Here is a 19,122-nt window from a genome sequence, read left to right on the forward strand (position 1 = left end):
CCAGACTGAGAAATGCTATATTATTGAGAATATTACTAGCCTTATCAACCCATTGATATGCAACTATAACAGGTGAAAATAAAGATGCAGTCGCAGATAACCCTTTAGCTATCAGGTGTTTTAGGTTGACTAAAGGCGGTGGTAAAGCACTTTTTTTTCCATCCGTTCTAAGCTTTGTTCTATCAAAGTCAAATTTTCTTGTAACTTTAATCCAGATGCCTCTAACGGTGGATGACCATCATTGGTTATAGAACTACGGACTGCCGAGCAATAATCTTCAATAATAGTCACCAAATCCTTATCTTCATTGGTAACACTACGTTCAATGTCTCGTAATCCTCTAACCTTTTTTTTTAATTCTTTTTTTGCATGTCGATCCGCCTCATATATGGGTTTAATTGCTTCCTTTAGGTAATGATAATGACACAAACCATGAGCAATACTAGGTAATGCTACCCTAACAGCTTTGCGAATTGATTGTTGTCCATCACTAACAACACCATCAATTGGTACATTTAGGGTATTAGTTACTTCTAATAATAACGCCACTAAATCTTCATTTCTTGATGATAATAAGGTTTTAGCTAGTATTATTTCTCCTGATAAGCAATCTCGAATTACCCATAATACCTCATGTCCAATTTCTGGCTGCATACCATCAATAGCTAATATCACCCGTCCTTGATTTTTAAATATTGCTTTTAACCTTTTATGGTCTTTTAGCCACAAAGAAAGTAACTCATCATATCTGTCAATGAGGTGCGTGACCGTTCGTTCACTTATACATATACCCTTTAATTCAAGGTGAGTGTGTATTTCGGGAACACTTCTATGTTCCTGGTACCGTAATGCTCCTATATAAGCAATCACATCCAAACCAAATTCGTTTTGTGGTAGGGCGAGTGACCCTTCTTGCTCTGGCGATATGCTTTTTTATACCGCAGACATGACTTATTTTGACATCGACGAATTTTTAGCTGTAGTTCTACTACCCCATTTAGCGTTCTTATATGTCGAGGATTATTGTATTCATTCCACATTGCTTGACCGCACGAAGGGCATTTTTTTTGAACACAATCGAGTACTTCAAACGATGTTGCCTCTGGTTTTAAACTTTTTCTTGCCAAGTTTTTGCACCCTGATTTCGCTACAAGGTCAAGATTACAGGATTTCCGGTCTTCTCTAGTAAGTTTTGCCACGCTAGGAAATTAGAGTTGTTGGTTCGTCACCAATAATAGTCAGTGTGAAAAATTTTGTGAATGTAATTGGTACAAATCAAAAAGACACTATGCTTTATGGACGAAAATGCGATCGCATTTTTTTGTTGTCAAACGCGATCGCATCACCAATCACCTCAAAAAGCTATAATCCTAGACCGTTAAGAAATCAGCAGATGTGAGGGTAGTGGTATTAATACCCGTCAGCGTTGCCAGGATTTCATTGCTGCTGGTAATAATGATGTTACTGCCAGAGAAAGACAGAGCGCCGAAACTAAGACCGCCGGACAGACCAATGTAATCGAGTCCATCGTTAAAATCGGTAATCGTATCAGTGCCGTCTAGGGCGGCGAAGATGAAAGTATCAGAAGCACTGCCACCAGTTAAGATGTCGTTGCCAGTACCGCCAGTCAAATCATCCTTGCCGTTACCGCCATAGAGGGTATCATTGCCGGCACCGCCAGTGAGGATGTCTTTGCCATTGGTGCTTTCCTCGCTGTCGTCGCCGTGCAACAAATCGTTGCCGTCGCCACCGTTGAGGATGTCTTTGCCGTTGCCACCTGTTAAAGTGTCATCGCCACCATTGCCGTTGAGGGTGTCTTTGCCGTTGCCACCACAGAGGCTATCATTGCCTGCTGTACCGTTGAGCAAGTCGTCCCCGTTACCACCACAAAGGTTAGTCCCCACGGCGACGGTGACATTACCAATATCGGTGAGGCTGCCATCGCTGAGGGTGTAGTTAAAGCTACCATTACCACTGAATCCAGTAGTTGGGGTAAAGAGAACGAAATCATCTGCCGTGTTGCTGGCTGTGCCGTTATTATTCAGGACTGCCGTACCGTTGGTAGCATTACTGACGCCAGTGATGCTGAGGGGGTTGCTGTCGGGATCGGTATCGTTAGCTAACAGGGTACTTGCCGAGATGGTCACGGCAGTATTTTTGGCAGTGGTAGCACTGTCGGGGTTAGCGACGGGGGGTTGGTTGCTGGCAGTGATGTTAATCGTGCCGTAGACATCATCGTTATTGGTGGCTGTTCCTGCATCGGTTGCCGCACTGTTGCCACTAAAGGTAGGATTACCTACAGAATTGACGGTAGGAAGCACCGTAGGCATTCCCTGGTTATTGCCGTTGGGATTGGTGAGGGACTGCATGATGAAAATCCCTCCACCTAAGCCTTGACCACCTTGATAACCCGTCCCACCTGTAGCGGTGTTGTTGGTAAAGCTGGTGTCGCTGAGGGTTAAAGAGCCACTGCGGACGAAGATGCCGCCTCCGAATCCAGCACCGCCGCCGCCCAAGCCGCGGTCACCGCTGTAGCCGGGGTTGACGGACAAGCCGCGGCCACCGCCGAAGCCGCCGAAGCCGCCATTGAAACCTACGGCGCCACCGCCGCCACCGCCGTAGCCACCATCGCCGCCTACGGTGCCGGAGGGGGGAAAGTAGCCGCCGCCGTAGCCGCCGCCGCCGCCAAAGTCTCCGTTGCCGCCAGAATTGCCAGCACCGTCAGCACCGCCAGCACCACCAGAACTGCCAGCACCGCCAGGACCACTATAACTGCTGCCGTTGCCGCCTTGGGCTGTGTTATTACTAAAAGCGACATTGGTTAAGGAGACACTGCCATCATAGATAAACAAGCCGCCGCCCATTCCAGCGCCGCCGCCGCTACCATCGCCGCCTTTAGCCCGTCCGTTGGTGATAGTCAAGTCAGAAATCCCGACGGTTCCCGACTGGATGAATAGGGGGCGCACGTCGCCATTGTCGTTGATGCCGTTGTTATTGGCATCGCCGCTGATGCTGTTGCCGTTGCCCACAATAGTAATGTTGCTATTAATTTGGGTTTGCATTACCCCAGTCACACGCACATTGTTATTGACGGTAATGGTGTCATCCCCTGCTAGTTGGTTGGCTTGGAGAATTGCATAACTGAAGGTGCCTGCGGTTAAGCCAGTGCCGTCATCGGTGGCTTGATTGACGATGAAGTTTGTCATTTGATTTATTTCCTTGGTTTTAAGTCGTAGATGAGCAGTTATTTCTAGGGCGCGTTATGCTTCTGGCTAATACACTGTGATAGATGAGATCAAAATGGTGTTGTATCTCCATAACGCACCCTACAAATTCAGATGTTTAGAGGGTTTGTAGTAAGCACTTTAGTGCTTAGAAAATAAGGACTAAAGTGCTTACTACAAACTTGCTTGTTGCAGGTGGATGCATCAAAGTTGTAAATAAATGCATCAAAGGTGCGAGTTGATGCAACTAAGTTACAAATCGATGCACTAAAGTTGCAGGTTGATGCATCAAAGTTACAGGTCGATGCAACTAAGCAATTTGTAGAGTGGGCAAACATTTGCCCACCCAACACTCTTAAACAGAGATAAAATCGTTCTGTGTCAGCGTCGTGGTATTAAACCCACTCAGCACTGCTAAAGTTTGATTGCCTAAGCTAATCTGATTACCAGAGAAAGACAACTGATTGAAACTCAAGCCAGACAAGCCGATTTTATCGCCCTGACCTAAAGTAAAATCGGTAATTGTTTCTCGACCTGCGGCTTTCTCCAACACAAAGATGTCGCTACCAGTCCCGCCAGTCAAGTTATCATCTCCCTTGTCACCGTCGAGGAAATCGTTACCCGCACCGCCGACAAGTAAATCTTGACCGTTACCACCAATTAGACTGTCGTTCCCGTCACCGCCATAGAGTTTGTCATCACCGTTATCGCCTTCAAGACGGTCGTTATCAGCATCACCATAAAGTGTGTCTTGACCGTTACCGCCATAAAGTTGATCGTTGCCAGTACCGCCATAGAGTAAATCATCACCATTGTCACCCACAAGGTTATCATTGCCAGCATTGCCGGAAATGGTATCTTGAGCGTTGAGTCCGTTAATGATGTCGTTGCCGGATGTGCCGTTGAGGTTATCGTTATTATTAGTACCGTTGAGGTTGACACCAACTGCCACCGTTACCATTGCCAAGTCAGTGCCACCATTGCCATCGCTGACGGTATAGTTAAAGCTGCCATTGCCAGTGAAATTGGCTGTGGGAGTAAAGACGACATTGCCACTGCCATTTAAGGTGACAGTACCGTTAACACCGTTACTCACAGAAGAGATGCTCAAAGTAGAACTGTCTACATCTGTATCGTTAGCTAACAACTCAGCAGCCAACAGAGTCAAAGGTGTATTTTGATTGGCGCTGGCAGAGTCATCACCTGCTACAGGTGCATCGTTGACGGGTGTTACTGTTAGGTTAAAGGTATCGTTAGCAGTAGCATTGCTGGTGTCAGTTGCGGTAACTTTGATGCTAATTGTGCCGTTATTTGGGTCATCGGGAGTGCCGCTAAAGGTGCGGGTATTGGCGTTGAAGGTTAACCAAGTAGGTAGGGGGTTGCCGTTAGCGAGGGTGGCAGCGTAAGTTAAGTTGTCACCAGCATCGACATCAGCAAAGGTATTGGCTGGAAGAGTAAAGCTGAAGAAACCATCTTCTAAAGTAGTTTGATCTGCGATCGCATTTGCTAAAGTTGGCGCATCGTTTACGCCGTTGATGGTAACGACAATATCTTGAATAGCTGTGCCATCAACAGATTGTACTGTAAAAGTTTCAGCTTTAGTTTGACCAGCACCTAAGAACTGCACTGCACTGTTAGCAACGGTGTAGCTGTAGGCTCCGGCATTGGTGATACTCAAGCTCCCAAGATTACCTGTAGCTGATGTTACTGTGGTGTTGAATAGGCTTTCACCTGCATCAACATCGCTGACAGTGAGAAGACCTGTAGCGGTGAGGTTGGGGGTAGTTGTATCTTCTGTAACTGCTGCTGTGGCTGTGCCAGTAATACTTGCAGCATCATTAACACCGTTGATGGTGACGGTAACGGTAGCAGTATCAGTTTCGCCGTTGCCATCAGAGATAGTGTAATCAAAGCTATCGGTAGCAGTTGCGCCAACAGCCAAAGATTCAAATTGACCGTTAGGGTTGTAATTAAAGCTTCCATTACCATTCAGGGTAAGTATTGCACCAGAGGTGAGGGTAATCTCAGTGCTAACATTAGCCGTATTACCATTAACTGCATTAACAGTCAGGATATCTCCCGTATCTGGGTCAGTATCATTGGCTAAGACATTGCCACTGAAGGCGGTGTCTTCATTGGTGGTAGCGTTGTCGTCTAAAGCAGTTGGCGGATTATTATTGCTGGCAGGTCTTTCTGTGCCGTAAACATCATCGTTATTAGTGAGAGTCCCCGCATCGTTAGCCGCACTGTTGCCACTGAAGGTAGATGAACCCACAAAATCAATAGTGCCAAGGGTAGTGGGCATTCCCTGGTTATTGCCGTTGGTATTAGTGGTGGACTGCATGATGAAGATTGCCCCACCTAAGCCTTGACCTGATTCAAATCCCGTACCGCCTGTAGCGGTATTGTTGGTAAAGCTTGTGTCATTAAGGGTTAAAGAACCACTGCGGACAAAAATGCCACCGCCTAATCCAGCACCGCCGCCGCCGTTGCTACTAGAATCGCCGTCGCCACCACCGAATCCACCTAATCCACCAGCGCCAAAGCCGCCGTTGCCGCTGAAGCTACCACCGCCAGCGCCGTAGCCGCCATTGCCGCCAAAAACGGGGTTAAAGGACAAACTGAACCTGTTGCTGAAGCCACCGCCACCACCAAATCCCCCTCTAAAACCCTGGTTACCAGAAACGTAGCCCGCACCGCCACCAAAGCCGCCGTTAGTGGCGCCGCCGCCACCGAAGCCGCCGCTAGGCTTACCAGGAATGTAGTCCATGCCAGGTCCGAAAGTGCCAAAGTAGCCGCCGTAGCCGCCGTAGTTGCCGTTGCCACCGTAGCCGCCAGTTTGACCGCTGCTAGAACCAAAGAGTCCGCCGCCGCCATTGCCGCCAGCATCGCCAAACATACCACCGCCGCCTTTACCCAGTCCACTGACAGAGCTACTACCGCCTTGTGCTGTGTTATTACTCAAAGCGACATTGCTTAAAGAGACGTTGCCATCATAGATAAACAAACCGCCGCCTAAACCAGCACCGCCGCCGCTGTTGCTACTATCTCCGCCTTTGGCTCTTCCGTTGGTGATGGTCAGGTCAGAAATTCCGACGGTTCCTGACAGGATGAATAGGGGGCGCACGTCGCCATTGTCGTTGATGCCGTTATTATTAGCATCGCCGCTGATGCTGTTGCCGTTACCGACAATAGAGATATTGCTGTTCACCAGAGTCTTCATTACCCCAGTCACCCGCACATCGGTATCAATGCTAATCGTGTCATCCCCTGCTAATTGGTTGGCTTGGAGGATTGCCCAGCTGAGGGTGTTTGCTGTACTTCCGGTGCCGTCATCGGTGGCTTGGTTGACGATGAAACTTGCCATTTGATTTAGTTCCTTGGTTTTAGGTAAATGAGTTATTTGTAAAGTGGGTAAATATTTACCTACCTATTTAGAAAAGTTGAGGAAACCCTTGTAGAGATGCGAAATTTTGGGTTTCTACAATGTTGAATTTATGGATAATTGAGTTCGTAGTCAGCACTTTAGTGCTTAAAAGAATCAGCACTAAAGTGCTTACTAGCAATCCTCAAAACTTGCTTGACAAAGTACTAAGGTTTCAGCACGTTATCAGGAAACTGCCCTTGCACATTCCCAGCAGGAGCATACTGGCAGACCACATAGAAAGCGTTATATTTAGTACCTTGGATTGTTTCAGTTCCTTGTGCTGCACCACAGCCTAATTGCGTACTGCCTTTCCAAACTACCTGAGTAAAATGCCCGGTATCGCTAGAAAACCCTGGACTCTCATACTTATAATCTTTAATTTCGCTGTACCAGTCTTCAGATGCTCCGTTGCCAAGTGTGGCTGGGTCTACGGTGCTTTCTGTAGTGTAAGAAGCGTATATATTCTCTCCCACATTGTTGCGATTAGTACTGTGTTCAAATTCTCCGCTACTGGCAATCTTCTCAGCCCAAGCTTGAGCGCTGCTATTTAGGGAATCACTGATAGTGAGGTTAGGGCTTTTATGTGTAGCTCGATAAGCATTGTGTTTAGACACAGCGGCGCTACGTAACTTTGCTAAGTCAATAGATGTCTCTCCAAAAACTGAGTTATTGCTCATTACTCCTGTGGCGATCGCAACGGTTAAAGCTGTAGCTGTTGTTAAGGTTAGAGTTGAAAATAATTTATTCATGGTTTTGTATATGTTGGGTTATGTTTTGCAGGTCAGTACAGCAAAGTTGCAGGTCAATGTAACTTTGCTGTAGGTGAATGCAACAAAATTGCAGGTTGATGTATCAAAGTTGCAGGTTGATGCAACAAAGGTGCAGGTCGATGTATCAAAGTTGCAGCTTGGTAGGAAAGAGGAACAATTTAAAGCTTCATTACCTCACCGCTTCTACCGGCTGGGCGACAATCACATTCGCCAGACTATTGCTAGGGTTTTTCCAAAAAGACAACGCATCATACTGAGTAAATAAATCTGGCGGTAAAATTGTCAGTCGCGGCTGAAACTCGACTTTGCGACGCACTTGATGTAGTCCCTTAGTATTCAGGCGATTATCAAATTCCTCAGCTTCGTATTCCACATTGGCAAAATCATGCTCAAAGGGTTCCTCTTGTAAAAATTGATAAATCAGCGATAGGGTTTTATCAGGTGCTTGGCTTAATAAGTCATAGTCCACCAAAAGCAAAGAGGCGCTGTATTCGCTATAAAATGCTTCTTTGAGAGCGTTATAAGCAAACCCCACTAACCGTCCCCCTTGACTCAAGGCTTCGGTGCGGGTGTAAACTGTGGAGCGTTCACCAGCATTATTAAACATCCGCGACACATCAAAAGCGTTTTTTCTAATCAGCCGTTCGATGCTATCCATAATCCAAGCAACATTCCGCACGCAGCAAATCACCTTTGAGCCAGGAAATAGCTCTTGAATTAAAGACAACTTGCTACACCACAGCCGATTAGTATCGAAGATAACTTCTTTTTCGGCTTGGGGTTCGTAAAATGTGGAAAATATAGTTAAGGTTAATGCCCGTTTTTGCTCAGGGGTGATAAAGACTGAATATTCATTCTCTTCACTCATCGCTTCTAGCATTCGGTTCACCAGACTACCAACAGGACTAGTCATGCTGGCGTGAAACCGGGGGTTTTGCCGCAGTAAGGCTCCGAGTAAGGTGGAACCAGAACGAGGTAAACCGGAGATAAAGTGCATTTTGGGAGTCATATTTAGTTATAAAAAGTTTTTATAGGATCTGGAAAACCTCGCTTCAAACTTTTCGCCTAACATATTGGCGTATCATCTTTTGCACATGTACGCTTTGATTGCAGAGGCATGGCGAACACCAAAGTTTTGCTTAAATCATTGACGTAATGAATTGTACAGCGATCACCTTAATTGCCGCATCGAACAAAGATCCAAGTTTTGACTAGGATCTTTGTCCTATATAATTAATACTTATAAGAAGAGTGGTCATCGTCACTACTCCATAAAGACTGAGCAAATATTTGCCCACCTTCTTTAGACAAGTTGAGCAAACAGCAGACAACTAGAGTTTCAGCACGTTATCAGGAAACTTCCCTTGCACATTCTCAACCAAACATTGTGTAGAGATATTGCGATACAACATCTTTAAGCAATGCAACATTTCTACTGAACCGTATTGACCCATAAACTTCTGCACCTGTGCGCTTTGATCGCCAAAGTTTTACTTAAATCATTGACGTAATGGATTGTACAGCAATCACCTAAATTGCCGCATCGAACAAAGATCCAAGTTTTGACTAAGATCTTTGTCCTATATAATTGATACTTATGTAGAGTAATGAGAGTGGCGATACCCGGAGTTATAGCGGTTCTCGGTTGAGTGAGGTACAAGAACACCACCCCCAACCCCCAGGGCGAACGCATCTAAATATAGTACATATATACTAAAGAACGAGAAAGGTAGCGATGCCTGCGGCAACCTGACGGAACGCTCCCAATTGCAAATTACCTATACCAATAAGTTCACTTCCCAAAGCAGTAATATTGGTATTACAAGCGTTGATTTCGTATTTCCAGCCATGTTCTGACCATTCGACACCAGTGCAGTAACCGAATGCTTTGGCGGACTTCACGTACACCCGCTCAAGCAAACTTACCAGTAGAGGCGGGATTCGCTGACCCCAAGGTGGAGAGATGTACCAGCACTGTTCTAAGTTTTGGACAAGGTTAGTCATACAGTCACTCCTAATAATTTGCTCTGTGCAGATATAAATAGTTGTGTTGCGAAACTGGGAGGGACAGAATAGCCAATAATTGACCCAGCCGTAGCAGTCTCAAGCGGGAACTCATACCAAAACGGAAAACCTTGCAAAATGGCTGCACCTTGGATAGACAAAGATTTGACCGTACCATCCGGCAACCAAATATCAGCGAACTTACTACGGTTGCAACCTTTGTGATCGGTGAAGTGTGATCGCAGAATGGTATTAGCGGGGTGCGACCCTGGCTTGTACTTGGGTAACTTGCGTCCCCCCACTCTTTCTATTAGCAGTGGTGTTGGCGCATTCCCGGCTAAAAATTTCTCCAAAGCTTGCCGTTGTTTGGGGAGTAGTTGGGAATCGGTCATGGTGGGGATGAGATGCGCGATCGCCTCATACCAACCACAAGGTGTAGTTCCCGAAGGTAACGGGGGTAAATGAGCAATCGTACAGAAAGTTACGCTAAGGCTGTAACCCTTACTGGATAAGCATTCTGTCAATCGATATTTTTGGTAATTCTCAATGTACCAATTAACCTATAGATTATTTGGTGCAACAATTTAATACGGCTCATCTTGGGTTTGAAGCTCCTAAATATTAAACTCAACGAATCTGTCACCAGACCCGTTGGTCTTCAGAACCGTGCATGAAACTTTCACTTCACACGGCTCCTCGATAAATTGGCTCTTGTTATGAGTACCTCTAACTACCATACTGATAACTCCTCGTCTTCGGCGGGGGTGACTTCCCCAAGCCTTGAGGCTCTGATATCGTTGGCGGTTTTACTATCATGGCAATGACGGTGTAATGCTTGGAGGTTTCCGTATCTATCCTTTCCGCCAAGGGACTTAGGAATGATATGGTCAATCTCGATTAAATCGTCTTCCCTAAAGTACAATTCGCAGTGAGCGCATTTTCCCTTTTGCTCTTTTAGGAGTTTTGCAACTCTTGTTGGAACTAGTGGATGCTCCCCTCTTCTAGAACTCCAGTATTTCAGGTTTCCATCGAATGGTGATGCTGTTCCCTTAACTTTTATGTGCCTAACAATTTTCTTGCTGGCATGGTCTAATAAGGTTTCAGCTACTTTTCCATCTTTGGTTACTGAGAATACCCAATTATTCCCGCCTACAGTATGCCAGTATTTGCTGGATACCCATGAATCAGATTTACCTGGGTGGCGGCGATTCGCCCATCTGGAAAGCTTTTGATATACAAGATGGTCAAGCGTAGAAAATGTTTCTTTGCTTACAACTGTCGAATAGTAATTCACCCATCCCCTAATGATGGGGTTGAGTTTTGCTATTAGTGCAGCTTGAGGGGCTGATTTGTGAGCGTCGATAATTTCTGCTATGGCGTCGTAGTGTTTCTTTATTGCTTTCTTGCTGGGCTTGATGAGTGTTTTAAATCCTAGTAATTTCTTCTTGGTAGACTTACCTGAATGGTGGTCATCTACTTCATACTGTCTGACGTTGAATCCTAGAAAGTCGAATCCTGCATCTTTGCAGTTTTCAAATTTCTCATCTTCAGACCATTGGGGATTAAATAGTGTGTGGACTATTTTTGTCTTACTAGGACTTAGCTCTAGTCCCATTTGTGCTAACCAGTTTCTGACTAACTCTCTCATCTCATTGATTTGAGTTTCATTGTTGGCAAGGATTACGAAATCGTCGGCATATCTTATTAAGGATATAGATGATTGATTTCCTCTTTTATTACCTTTCAATTTCCTGGTGTAATCTATTACTAGTTGTTCTACCCTATGTAGGGCTATATTTGCTAGTAAGGGTGAGATTACACCGCCTTGGGGTGAGCCTTCGTTAGTCTCGAAGAATTGACCATCATCCATTACACCCGATTTTAACCATGCTTTGATTAGTCTCCGCATTGTTGGGAATGTATTGATTTTCTTGAGCAATTCTTCATGGTTGATTTTATCGAAGCATTTAGATATGTCAGCATCTAAAACCCATTTGGACTTTTGATTGATGGCTATAAATATTGCTCCGATTGCATCGTGGGCGCTTCTTCCTGGTCGGAAACCGTAGCTATTTGGCTCAAACTTGGCTTCCCATTCTGGTTCAAGAGCCAGTTTGGCAAGTGCTTGAGTCGCTCTGTCGTGCATAGTAGGAATACCTAGAGGGCGCTTGTCACCGTTGGACTTGGGAATCCATACTCGGCGTGTTGCACTAACTTTATTGTTAATGTTCAAGCTCAGTACCAAATTTTGCCGAGCCTTGGGAGTTAGGGATTTGATTCCGTCTACTCCGGCGGTTTTCTTACCCTGATTATCCTGGGTTATTTTGCGGACAGATAAGGCTTTTCCTGACCAAGACCTCATCAAGGTTTTTTGGAGTCTGCGGACTGAAGAAGTATCACCACGTAGAGAGGCTTGAAATATTCTTTTCTGAAGCTTATAAACAGCTACTTCCAGCTTTCGCCAGTTTATTCTGTTCCATTCCACCGTCTGATTGTTCAGCGTATTAGACATTTGTACTTCCTAGTTAGATTATTTCTTCCAAATCATCGTGAGTACGTCAGCCTATCTTGACCATTACAGCCAAGCGTTCGCTTCTTACTCAATCTCGCCAATCAGAGCATCCGGTTAGCACCTGCTCAGGTATTCGACCACCTGAGAGCTTTTGATTGGTTACTTCGTTCCGATTAATAATACTGATACCTTTAGAGCGACACTATTCACCGGGTTTAGCGGGGGTGCTTTGCTGGTCGTTCTGAAACTCGCCAGCCCCTTATCCTTTTGCCTTTTGGCGCAGCGGTTTCAGCCTGATTGCGCTACATCGAAGTTACGATGATTCAAACGTGTCTTTCTTTCGTACTCATGGATATCTTGCTCGGCGGATAACCGGGTTTAGGCTCCCAGCCATTGCGCCTTTCATTCCCGCTTTACGGATTGATGGCTAGTCGCTACCGTAGGGAAAGGGCTTTCACCTCAGCACTTGAGGGGTAGGATTTACACCTACATTACTAATCAGTTATCTAGGCTTGAACCTAGCAGCTAATCCCCTAGAAACCTTATGGGTGCTAGTTTATAGCTAACGAGTCACACTTCAGAGACTTCAATTGGTACAGTTTTAATCCTGGCGATCGCAGTATTGAAAGTAGCTCATCAAGTCCTTAGCGTAAGTTTCGGAACGGATGCTCATTTCTCCCCTTTACGCCCTGCGGTAGGTTTTGGTGACACAATTGCATTTTCTAGTTGGGCATATCGCCCACCTTATTTGCCTGAAACAATCAGTATTGCGGTAGGCACAAATAGTGATGTATTAACCGAGCCAATGCTATTTCAAATTCTATTTGGTCAACGTCCAGATCGATACCCTACTGAGAAATTACAACCTTTAGAACATAGTGTTGGTTTGCGCGAGATTACTCGTGTAGAGTTGATCGGCCCTTATGCGAACTGTTTGTCACCCGAACTTCAAGCAGTGATTGATACAAATCAAATGAAGTTGCGAGTAGGAATGGACTACTGTGTAGAGCTTGGTTTTGATCGAGAGGAACAGGGGAAACAGGTAGATTTTCGACCGGAATTGCCGCTTATTATAAGTTGGTAATTTAAATGTACCACCGTTATCTTTGCCTTATCCAGTAGACAGCACACCTTCAGATAAACTTCCCCAAGAAGAGAATCGAGCTACAGTTACAATCAACATTACTGCTGTTGAAGTACCTGAATTGACCGAAAAGTGGGGCAATACTTTTTCGGTAACTGTCACTCCTAAATAATAGTTGTCAAAAGTCTGAGATAGTCTATCCTAATCATAGGGGAAAGTTAAGCTGAATAGCTGGTAATCTATTATCTTCTCACTTTTCTCGCCTGTTTCTAATTGATATTAGGCGTAAATTATCAAATGGCTATAAGCGATCGCACTTGCAGATGGAAATGTTGTTTGGCGATGGGTGGAGCGATCATCTTTTGTGATTCTGCAATTGCCCAAATCGCTCCTGATCGCACTTTGGGATCTGAAAGTTCTGTAGTTACACCTCAAACTCCTGATTCTCCCGTTGATGTGATTTCGGGTGGAGCAACGCGGGGCGCAAATTTGTTTCATAGCTTTGAGCAATTTTCCGTCCAAACCGGACGCACAGCTTTCTTTAATAATGCAGCAAATATTCAGCACATAATTAGCCGAGTCACAGGTTCATCTATCTCTAATATTGATGGATTGATTCGAGCCAACGGTGCAGCTAATCTGTTTTTCATCAATCCGAATGGAATTATTTTTGGGCAAAACGCCCGTTTAGATATTGGTGGTTCATTTATAGCAAGTACAGGAAGTAGCTTGAAATTTGCCGACGGCTTAGAATTTAGTGCTATTACTCCACAAACTAAGCCTTTATTAAACGTAAATGTTCCTCTTGGATTGCAATATGGAGAAAAAACTGGAGATATTCGCGTACAGGGAATAGGTGGTTCATCTGCTAGCCAACAGATGCTTGGACTAATACTACCATCAACTAAAACCTTGGCTTTAGTAGGCAAAAATGTAATCCTAGAAGGTGCTTTTCTGAATGTACCAGGCGGGCGAATTGAACTGGGTAGTGTTACGGGAGTTGGTCAAGTTAATCTCAGCCAAACAGACCAAGGCTGGACTTTAAACTATCAAAACGCTAAAACATTTGGAAATATTCAATTGTCTAGAAGTTTTGTAGACATTGCCATAGAGGAAGACAGCAGCATTCTCAATCAAGCAGAGAGTGGTGCAGTTGCTATCAGAGCTTCGCAGTTAAACTTGGAAAGCTCCTCGATTGTTAGAGCCGACACCTTTACTTCAGCAGCAGCAGGAAATGTCAGTATTGATGTCCAACGATTGATTATGCGAGGGGGAGCACAAGTTAGAACTATTACTCTAGGTACGGGGACGGGAGGAAATTTGAGTGTGAATGCTTCCGAATCAGTGGAATTGGCTGGAGAATTGATTGGCGCTGCCTTTCTATCTGCTAGCGGATTATATTCTGCAACTGACGGAGCAGGGCAAGCAGGTTCGGTGACAATTACCACTCCTATATTACTTATCCAAGCAGGAGCACAAGTAAATGCCAGTACACGTAGTAGTGGCAAAGGGGGAAATGTAACTGTCACTGCTAACAAAGTGCATCTAATTGGTCGCACGGCTAACGATCTAAGTGCTAGTGGCTTGGCTAGCCTGACTCAAGGCGTAGGAGATGCAGGTTCAGTAACAATTAATACTCATGAATTGCTGATTGAAGATGGGGCTGCGGTAAGTACTGCCACATTTACTCCTGGCAAGGGAGGTAATTTGACTGTTCTTGCTGACTCTGTACAACTGATTGGTCGCTCCGTCGGTGGTCGTCCTAGTAACTTGTCTGCTCAAGCAAGAAGCGCAGGAGATGGGGGAACCTTAAGGATTAATACCCAGCAACTATTAATTCGCGATGGGGCTGGAGTTTTTGTGGAAAGTCGGGAAACAGGCAATGCAGGTAATTTAACTATCGATGCTGATTCTATAGGTTTGGACAATGGCACTTTGAGGGCTGATACTCGCAGTGCTAACAGCAACCCCGCTCAACCTCAAGCAACAATTACTCTACGTGCAAAAGACTTAATATTTCTGCGTCGTAACAGTAACATCAGCACTAACGCCATTGGCAACAATGTTGTCGGCGGTGATATCAACATTGATACTGATTTTTTAGTAGCTGCGGAAAACAGTGACATCAGCGCTAACTCTACTGATTTCCGTGGGGGTCGGGTGACAATAGCAGCAGTCAGCATCTTGGGCACAGAGTTTCGAAATGCATCTACCGTGGAAAGTGACATTACGGCTACAGGAGCAAGTCCTGACTTAAGTGGCACTGTAGCACTTAATACACTCGATGTTGACCCTAGCAAAGGATTGGTGGAACTGCCGATAAATATAGTAGATGCTTCACAGCAAATTGCTCAAGGCTGTAGTCCCAGAGGTGAACAAATTAGTAGTTTTGTGGTCACAGGACGCGGTGGGTTGTCAGACAGTCCTAACCAGATACTGAACGATGATGCTATTGAGGTAAATTTGGTTACTCTCGACCCTAAAGCCAATCGCTCTAGTCCAACTGTTTCTGCTTCTGCACCAGTTCCTATAGTAGAAGCTCAGGGTTTAGTAATGAGTAAAAACGGTGAAGTGCTGCTCACCGCCTCTGCGCCTACAGTCACACCCAATCATCCTGGGTTGACTCAAGAATCGTGCAATGTGAGGCAACAGGACAAGTAGATGCATTGTCAGCACTAGGCGATCGCATTCCTGTGACTAAGACGCAAAGCGCATTGAGGGCAAGGACGTGAAAAGAAAATCATCGTTTTTACATAGAATATGCCAACTTTGGAAGTATTATGGAATGCTTATAATTTTGGCTATGTTCTTAGCTACAGCCATATTATCGCCCACCTTCGCCTTCATAGCTGGGGAAACCTCCATTGTTCAAGCTGTATCTAATGCCCAAGAGTTATTTGAACAGGGCGAAAAGTTATATGCAGTAGAACAGTTTCATCAAGCGTGTTTAGTTTTTGAACAGGCATTGATTGCTTATAAAGCTCAAGGGAATAAACTTAGGCAAGGCATGACCTTGAGCAATCTCTCCTTGACTTACCAGCAATTAGGACAGTGGTCAAAAGCCAGCCAAGCGATTACCCAAAGTCTAAAATTATTACAAACTGGGCAAGCCTCTGAGGAAACAGGTTCGCCAACGCAAATCCTAGCCCAAGCTCTAGATATTCAAGGTCGGCTACAGTTAGCACAGGGAAAAGCTGAATTAGCTCTCAATACCTGGCAACAGGCGGCTGCAATTTATGCAAAAATAGGTGATCGCGCTGGGTCAATCCGTAGCCAAATTAATTCTGCTCAAGCTTTGCAAACTTTAGGAAATTATCGTCAAGCCCAAAAGACATTAACTGAGATTAATCAAAACCTACAAAATCAACCAGACTCAACTCTCAAAGCTACAGGATTGCGTAGTCTGGGTAATGTACTACGAGTTGTTGGGGATGTAGAACAATCCCGAAAGATTTTACAGCAGAGTTTAGAAGTGGCAAAGCGAATGCTATCCCCATCTCCTCAAGCTATGAGTGAAATTTGGCTCAGTTTAGGTAACACCGCTACAGTTCAGCAGGATACTCCAGCAGCTATAAATTACTATCAACAAGCTGCTGGTAAGTCTACTTCGCCAACTACACGCATCCAAGCAGATTTAAATCAACTTCGCCTATTGTTGGATGACAATCAATTAAATGCTGCTCAAGGGTTAGTGTCTAAAATTCAAGCTCAAATCCCTAAGTTGCCTGCTAATCGGAAGGCGGTTTACGCTCGGATTAACTTTGCCCAGAGTTTAATGAGACTAAAAGCAGGGCAAGAAGTAAAGGAGATTGCCCAAATTTTAGCTACAGCAATTCAACAAGCAAGAGATTTACAAGACCAACGCTCAGTTGCTTATGCTCTGGGAAATCTGGGAGGATTATACGAACAGACTCAACAATTTAATAATGCCCAAGACCTCACCCAGCAAGCCTTAGTGATATCACAAGGTATCAACGTGCCAGATATTACTTATCGTTGGCAATGGCAGTTAGGACGCTTGCTCAAAGCCAAGGGAGATATTAAAGGTGCGATCGCCGCTTACACTGAATCAGTTAAAATCCTGCAATCCCTCCGCAACGATTTAGTTGCGACTAATCCAGAGGTGCAGTTTTCTTTCCGAGATGAAGTAGAGCCAATCTATCGTCAGTTGGTCAATTTACTGTTGCAATCAGAAGAAAACTCTCAACCTAATCAAGATAACTTAGTTCAAGCCCGTGCTGTCATTGAATCCCTACAACTAGCTGAACTAGACAACTTCTTTCGGGTAGCTTGCTTAGAAGGAAAACCCATACAAATTGACTCTGTTATCGATCGACAAGATCCGAATGCAGCAGTGATCTATCCCATTATCTTGGCAGATAAATTAGAAGTTATTCTCAAGTTACCTCAACAACCCTTACACCATTACAAAACCAGCATCTCTGCAACAGAGGTGGAAAAAATTGTAGACCAATTGCGTCAAGAACTGATCAAACCTTATACACTGCAACAGACTCAGGCATTATCTAGACAAATATATAATTGGTTAGTGCAACCTGCGGACGAATACTTAGCTAAATCCCAAATCAAAACTTTGGTATTTGTTTTGGATGGTTCCTTACGAAATATTCCTATGGCTGCACTTTACGACGGTCAACAGTATCTTATTCAAAAATATGCGATCGCTTTGGCTCCAGGGTTACAGTTATTAGCTCCCAAGTCTTTGTCACAGCAAAAAATCAAAGCATTGACTGCGGGAATTACTGAAGCCCGCCAAGGCTTTTCTGCCCTCAGCAATGTGGCACAAGAGCTGAATGAAATTAAGTCTGAAGTACCTACTACAGTGCTGCTCAATCAAAAATTTACCAACGAGACTTTGCAAAAAGAAATTAACTCTGTTCTTTTCCCTGTAGTACACCTTGCAACTCACGGTCAGTTTAGTTCCAAAGCTGACGAGACATTTATTCTCACCTGGGATGGTCGGATTAACGTCAATCAACTCGATACTTTACTTCGGATTAGAGAGGCAGAAAGTCCAAATGCGATTGAATTACTTGTACTTAGCGCTTGCCAAACTGCTGCTGGAGATAAGCGGGCTGCTTTGGGACTTGCGGGGATAGCTGTGCGGGCGGGCGCACGCAGTACCCTTGCTTCTCTATGGAATGTGGATGATAAATCTACAGCAGAACTTATGAGTCAATTCTACCGAGAATTAACTTCTCAAAAGCTGACTAAAGCTGAAGCACTTCGCCAAGCCCAACTAGCTTTGTTAAACAACCCTAAATACCAACATCCATTATTTTGGTCAGCTTATATCCTAGTGGGCAATTGGTTATAACTATCGGCAGCAATCTACTATCGGTTCTGAAGCAATGTAATTCAAACCAATAGATTGCAAGATGTTAGCCCAATTATTATCTTTCGGGTCTAAGCGACGAAGTTCGCCTGAAGCAGCCACTAAATCGTACCAAATACCATGAGTAGCATAGAGAGCAACGCGCTGGTTTGGTGTTGCTTTCTCTAACTGAGTTTTCAAAACTGTGTTCGGTTCAACCCTTTTTATCCAACCATCAACAAAAACAGGTGGTTGTTGGGGATTGCAGTAAATATTAAAGTACCAATGATAGCGATCGCCTATTTTTAACGAAGCAGCTGTTGATGGCAGAGAGAGGCTGACAACCCCTGGTGTCCCAGACAATGAAACAGGGCTTTGGTATACAGTTTGCCCCTCCTGATTCTGTAGCACGAACTCTGCGGCATCTGTGGTTTTATAAGGAATGTAAAACCAGAAAGTTGGATGAGAGATAGTCGTTAATCCAAAGACTAGTTCCGCATTGGGAGATTGATAAACTGGGACTAAGGCTGTAAGAAGCTTTTCTTGAGATGCAGCAAGCTGCTTTTGCATATTTTCGCAACCGCGCTTTCCTCCGGCTGTGCGATTACCGGGTGCGTTAATATCAGGTGGCGGAGGAGGTGCGTTAAAAATCTCCGTTCCGGGAATCTGAGATTTTACGGGTTGTGTTAAGCAAAGCGATATTAAAGCGAACGCGCCAGCAATTTTGATACTAATTCGTGATTTGTAATTCATAATTCCTAATGAA

At 44.7% G+C, this 19,122-nt stretch carries 16 protein-coding genes; 6 read left to right on the forward strand and 10 right to left on the reverse strand.

Annotated elements, in window-relative coordinates:
• Positions 1–129: 129 nt before the first annotated feature.
• Positions 130–876 carry a transposase gene (locus A4S05_RS40980; RefSeq protein ID WP_141699897.1) on the reverse strand — a complete coding sequence of 249 codons (747 nt, stop codon included), beginning with the start codon at positions 874–876 and terminating at the stop codon, positions 130–132.
• Positions 877–1,243: 367 nt separating this feature from the next.
• Between A4S05_RS40980 and A4S05_RS42350 the strand changes: the two genes are divergently transcribed.
• Positions 1,244–1,399 carry a hypothetical protein gene (locus A4S05_RS42350; RefSeq protein ID WP_176727201.1) on the forward strand — a complete coding sequence of 52 codons (156 nt, stop codon included), beginning with the start codon at positions 1,244–1,246 and terminating at the stop codon, positions 1,397–1,399.
• On the opposite strand, the gene A4S05_RS44115 is transcribed toward A4S05_RS42350, so the two are convergent.
• A complete protein-coding gene (locus A4S05_RS44115; RefSeq protein ID WP_305121610.1) occupies positions 1,371–2,552 on the reverse strand; it encodes a calcium-binding protein in 1,182 nt (393 codons plus the stop codon). The genes A4S05_RS42350 and A4S05_RS44115 overlap by 29 nt on opposite strands.
• Before the next feature lie 358 nt (positions 2,553–2,910).
• Between A4S05_RS44115 and A4S05_RS40990 the strand changes: the two genes are divergently transcribed.
• Complete coding sequence (locus A4S05_RS40990; RefSeq protein WP_218108008.1) at positions 2,911–3,141, forward strand: hypothetical protein; 231 nt, start codon at positions 2,911–2,913, stop codon at positions 3,139–3,141.
• Between the two features lie 438 nt (positions 3,142–3,579).
• Here A4S05_RS40990 and A4S05_RS42360 read toward each other — a convergent pair whose 3' ends face one another.
• The 7 genes from A4S05_RS42360 to ltrA form a co-directional block, all read right to left on the reverse strand.
• Entirely contained in the window at positions 3,580–6,591 is a 3,012-nt protein-coding gene (locus tag A4S05_RS42360; RefSeq protein ID WP_069074455.1) for an Ig-like domain-containing protein, read from the reverse strand.
• A gap of 224 nt (positions 6,592–6,815) precedes the next feature.
• A complete protein-coding gene (locus A4S05_RS35510) occupies positions 6,816–7,400 on the reverse strand; it encodes a CAP family protein (RefSeq protein WP_069074456.1) in 585 nt (194 codons plus the stop codon).
• A gap of 190 nt (positions 7,401–7,590) precedes the next feature.
• Positions 7,591–8,430, reverse strand: coding sequence for a sulfotransferase family protein (locus A4S05_RS35515; protein ID WP_069074457.1), 840 nt, complete (start codon positions 8,428–8,430; stop codon positions 7,591–7,593).
• Positions 8,431–8,752: 322 nt separating this feature from the next.
• Complete coding sequence (locus A4S05_RS43945; RefSeq protein ID WP_256091374.1) at positions 8,753–8,875, reverse strand: hypothetical protein; 123 nt, start codon at positions 8,873–8,875, stop codon at positions 8,753–8,755.
• A gap of 259 nt (positions 8,876–9,134) precedes the next feature.
• Positions 9,135–9,425: a DUF1392 family protein gene (locus tag A4S05_RS35520; protein WP_141699899.1), complete on the reverse strand. Its 291-nt coding sequence runs from the start codon at positions 9,423–9,425 to the stop codon at positions 9,135–9,137.
• Entirely contained in the window at positions 9,422–9,949 is a 528-nt protein-coding gene (locus tag A4S05_RS35525) for a DNA cytosine methyltransferase (RefSeq protein WP_256091375.1), read from the reverse strand. The genes A4S05_RS35520 and A4S05_RS35525 overlap by 4 nt, the downstream gene beginning before the upstream one ends.
• A gap of 206 nt (positions 9,950–10,155) precedes the next feature.
• On the reverse strand, positions 10,156–11,937 hold the full coding sequence (gene ltrA / locus A4S05_RS35530) for a group II intron reverse transcriptase/maturase (protein WP_141699900.1): 1,782 nt from the start codon (positions 11,935–11,937) through the stop codon (positions 10,156–10,158).
• A 622-nt stretch (positions 11,938–12,559) separates the two neighbouring features.
• On the opposite strand from ltrA, the gene A4S05_RS35535 reads away from it, so the two are divergent.
• The 4 genes from A4S05_RS35535 to A4S05_RS35545 all read left to right on the forward strand — a co-directional run bounded on the left by A4S05_RS35535 (position 12,560) and on the right by A4S05_RS35545 (position 18,359).
• Entirely contained in the window at positions 12,560–13,021 is a 462-nt protein-coding gene (locus A4S05_RS35535) for a hypothetical protein (protein WP_218108009.1), read from the forward strand.
• A gap of 22 nt (positions 13,022–13,043) precedes the next feature.
• Positions 13,044–13,193 carry a hypothetical protein gene (locus A4S05_RS42365; RefSeq protein ID WP_176727202.1) on the forward strand — a complete coding sequence of 50 codons (150 nt, stop codon included), beginning with the start codon at positions 13,044–13,046 and terminating at the stop codon, positions 13,191–13,193.
• A gap of 125 nt (positions 13,194–13,318) precedes the next feature.
• A complete protein-coding gene (locus tag A4S05_RS35540; RefSeq protein ID WP_069074459.1) occupies positions 13,319–15,682 on the forward strand; it encodes a beta strand repeat-containing protein in 2,364 nt (787 codons plus the stop codon).
• Positions 15,683–15,806: 124 nt separating this feature from the next.
• The gene (locus A4S05_RS35545) at positions 15,807–18,359 is read left to right on the forward strand and encodes a CHAT domain-containing protein (protein ID WP_069074460.1); all 2,553 of its coding nucleotides are present in this window, start codon (positions 15,807–15,809) and stop codon (positions 18,357–18,359) included.
• Here the strand turns inward: A4S05_RS35545 and A4S05_RS35550 are convergent, their stop codons facing one another.
• Positions 18,360–19,109: a DUF928 domain-containing protein gene (locus A4S05_RS35550; RefSeq protein ID WP_069074461.1), complete on the reverse strand. Its 750-nt coding sequence runs from the start codon at positions 19,107–19,109 to the stop codon at positions 18,360–18,362.
• Positions 19,110–19,122 lie beyond the last annotated feature (13 nt).

The sequence above is a fragment of the Nostoc sp. KVJ20 genome (assembly GCF_001712795.1).
GTDB lineage: Bacteria > Cyanobacteriota > Cyanobacteriia > Cyanobacteriales > Nostocaceae > Nostoc.

Coding starts and splice junctions, on each gene's coding strand:
- A4S05_RS42360 (WP_069074455.1), bottom strand. CDS start 6,591: ATGGCAAGTTTCATCGTCAACCAAGCCACCGATGACGGCACCGGAAGT.
- A4S05_RS35540 (WP_069074459.1), top strand. CDS start 13,319: ATGGCTATAAGCGATCGCACTTGCAGATGGAAATGTTGTTTGGCGATG.
- A4S05_RS43945 (WP_256091374.1), bottom strand. CDS start 8,875: ATGGGTCAATACGGTTCAGTAGAAATGTTGCATTGCTTAAAGATGTTG.
- A4S05_RS35550 (WP_069074461.1), bottom strand. CDS start 19,109: ATGAATTACAAATCACGAATTAGTATCAAAATTGCTGGCGCGTTCGCT.
- A4S05_RS35520 (WP_141699899.1), bottom strand. CDS start 9,425: ATGACTAACCTTGTCCAAAACTTAGAACAGTGCTGGTACATCTCTCCA.
- A4S05_RS35510 (WP_069074456.1), bottom strand. CDS start 7,400: ATGAATAAATTATTTTCAACTCTAACCTTAACAACAGCTACAGCTTTA.
- A4S05_RS35545 (WP_069074460.1), top strand. CDS start 15,807: ATGCTTATAATTTTGGCTATGTTCTTAGCTACAGCCATATTATCGCCC.
- ltrA (WP_141699900.1), bottom strand. CDS start 11,937: ATGTCTAATACGCTGAACAATCAGACGGTGGAATGGAACAGAATAAAC.
- A4S05_RS35515 (WP_069074457.1), bottom strand. CDS start 8,430: ATGACTCCCAAAATGCACTTTATCTCCGGTTTACCTCGTTCTGGTTCC.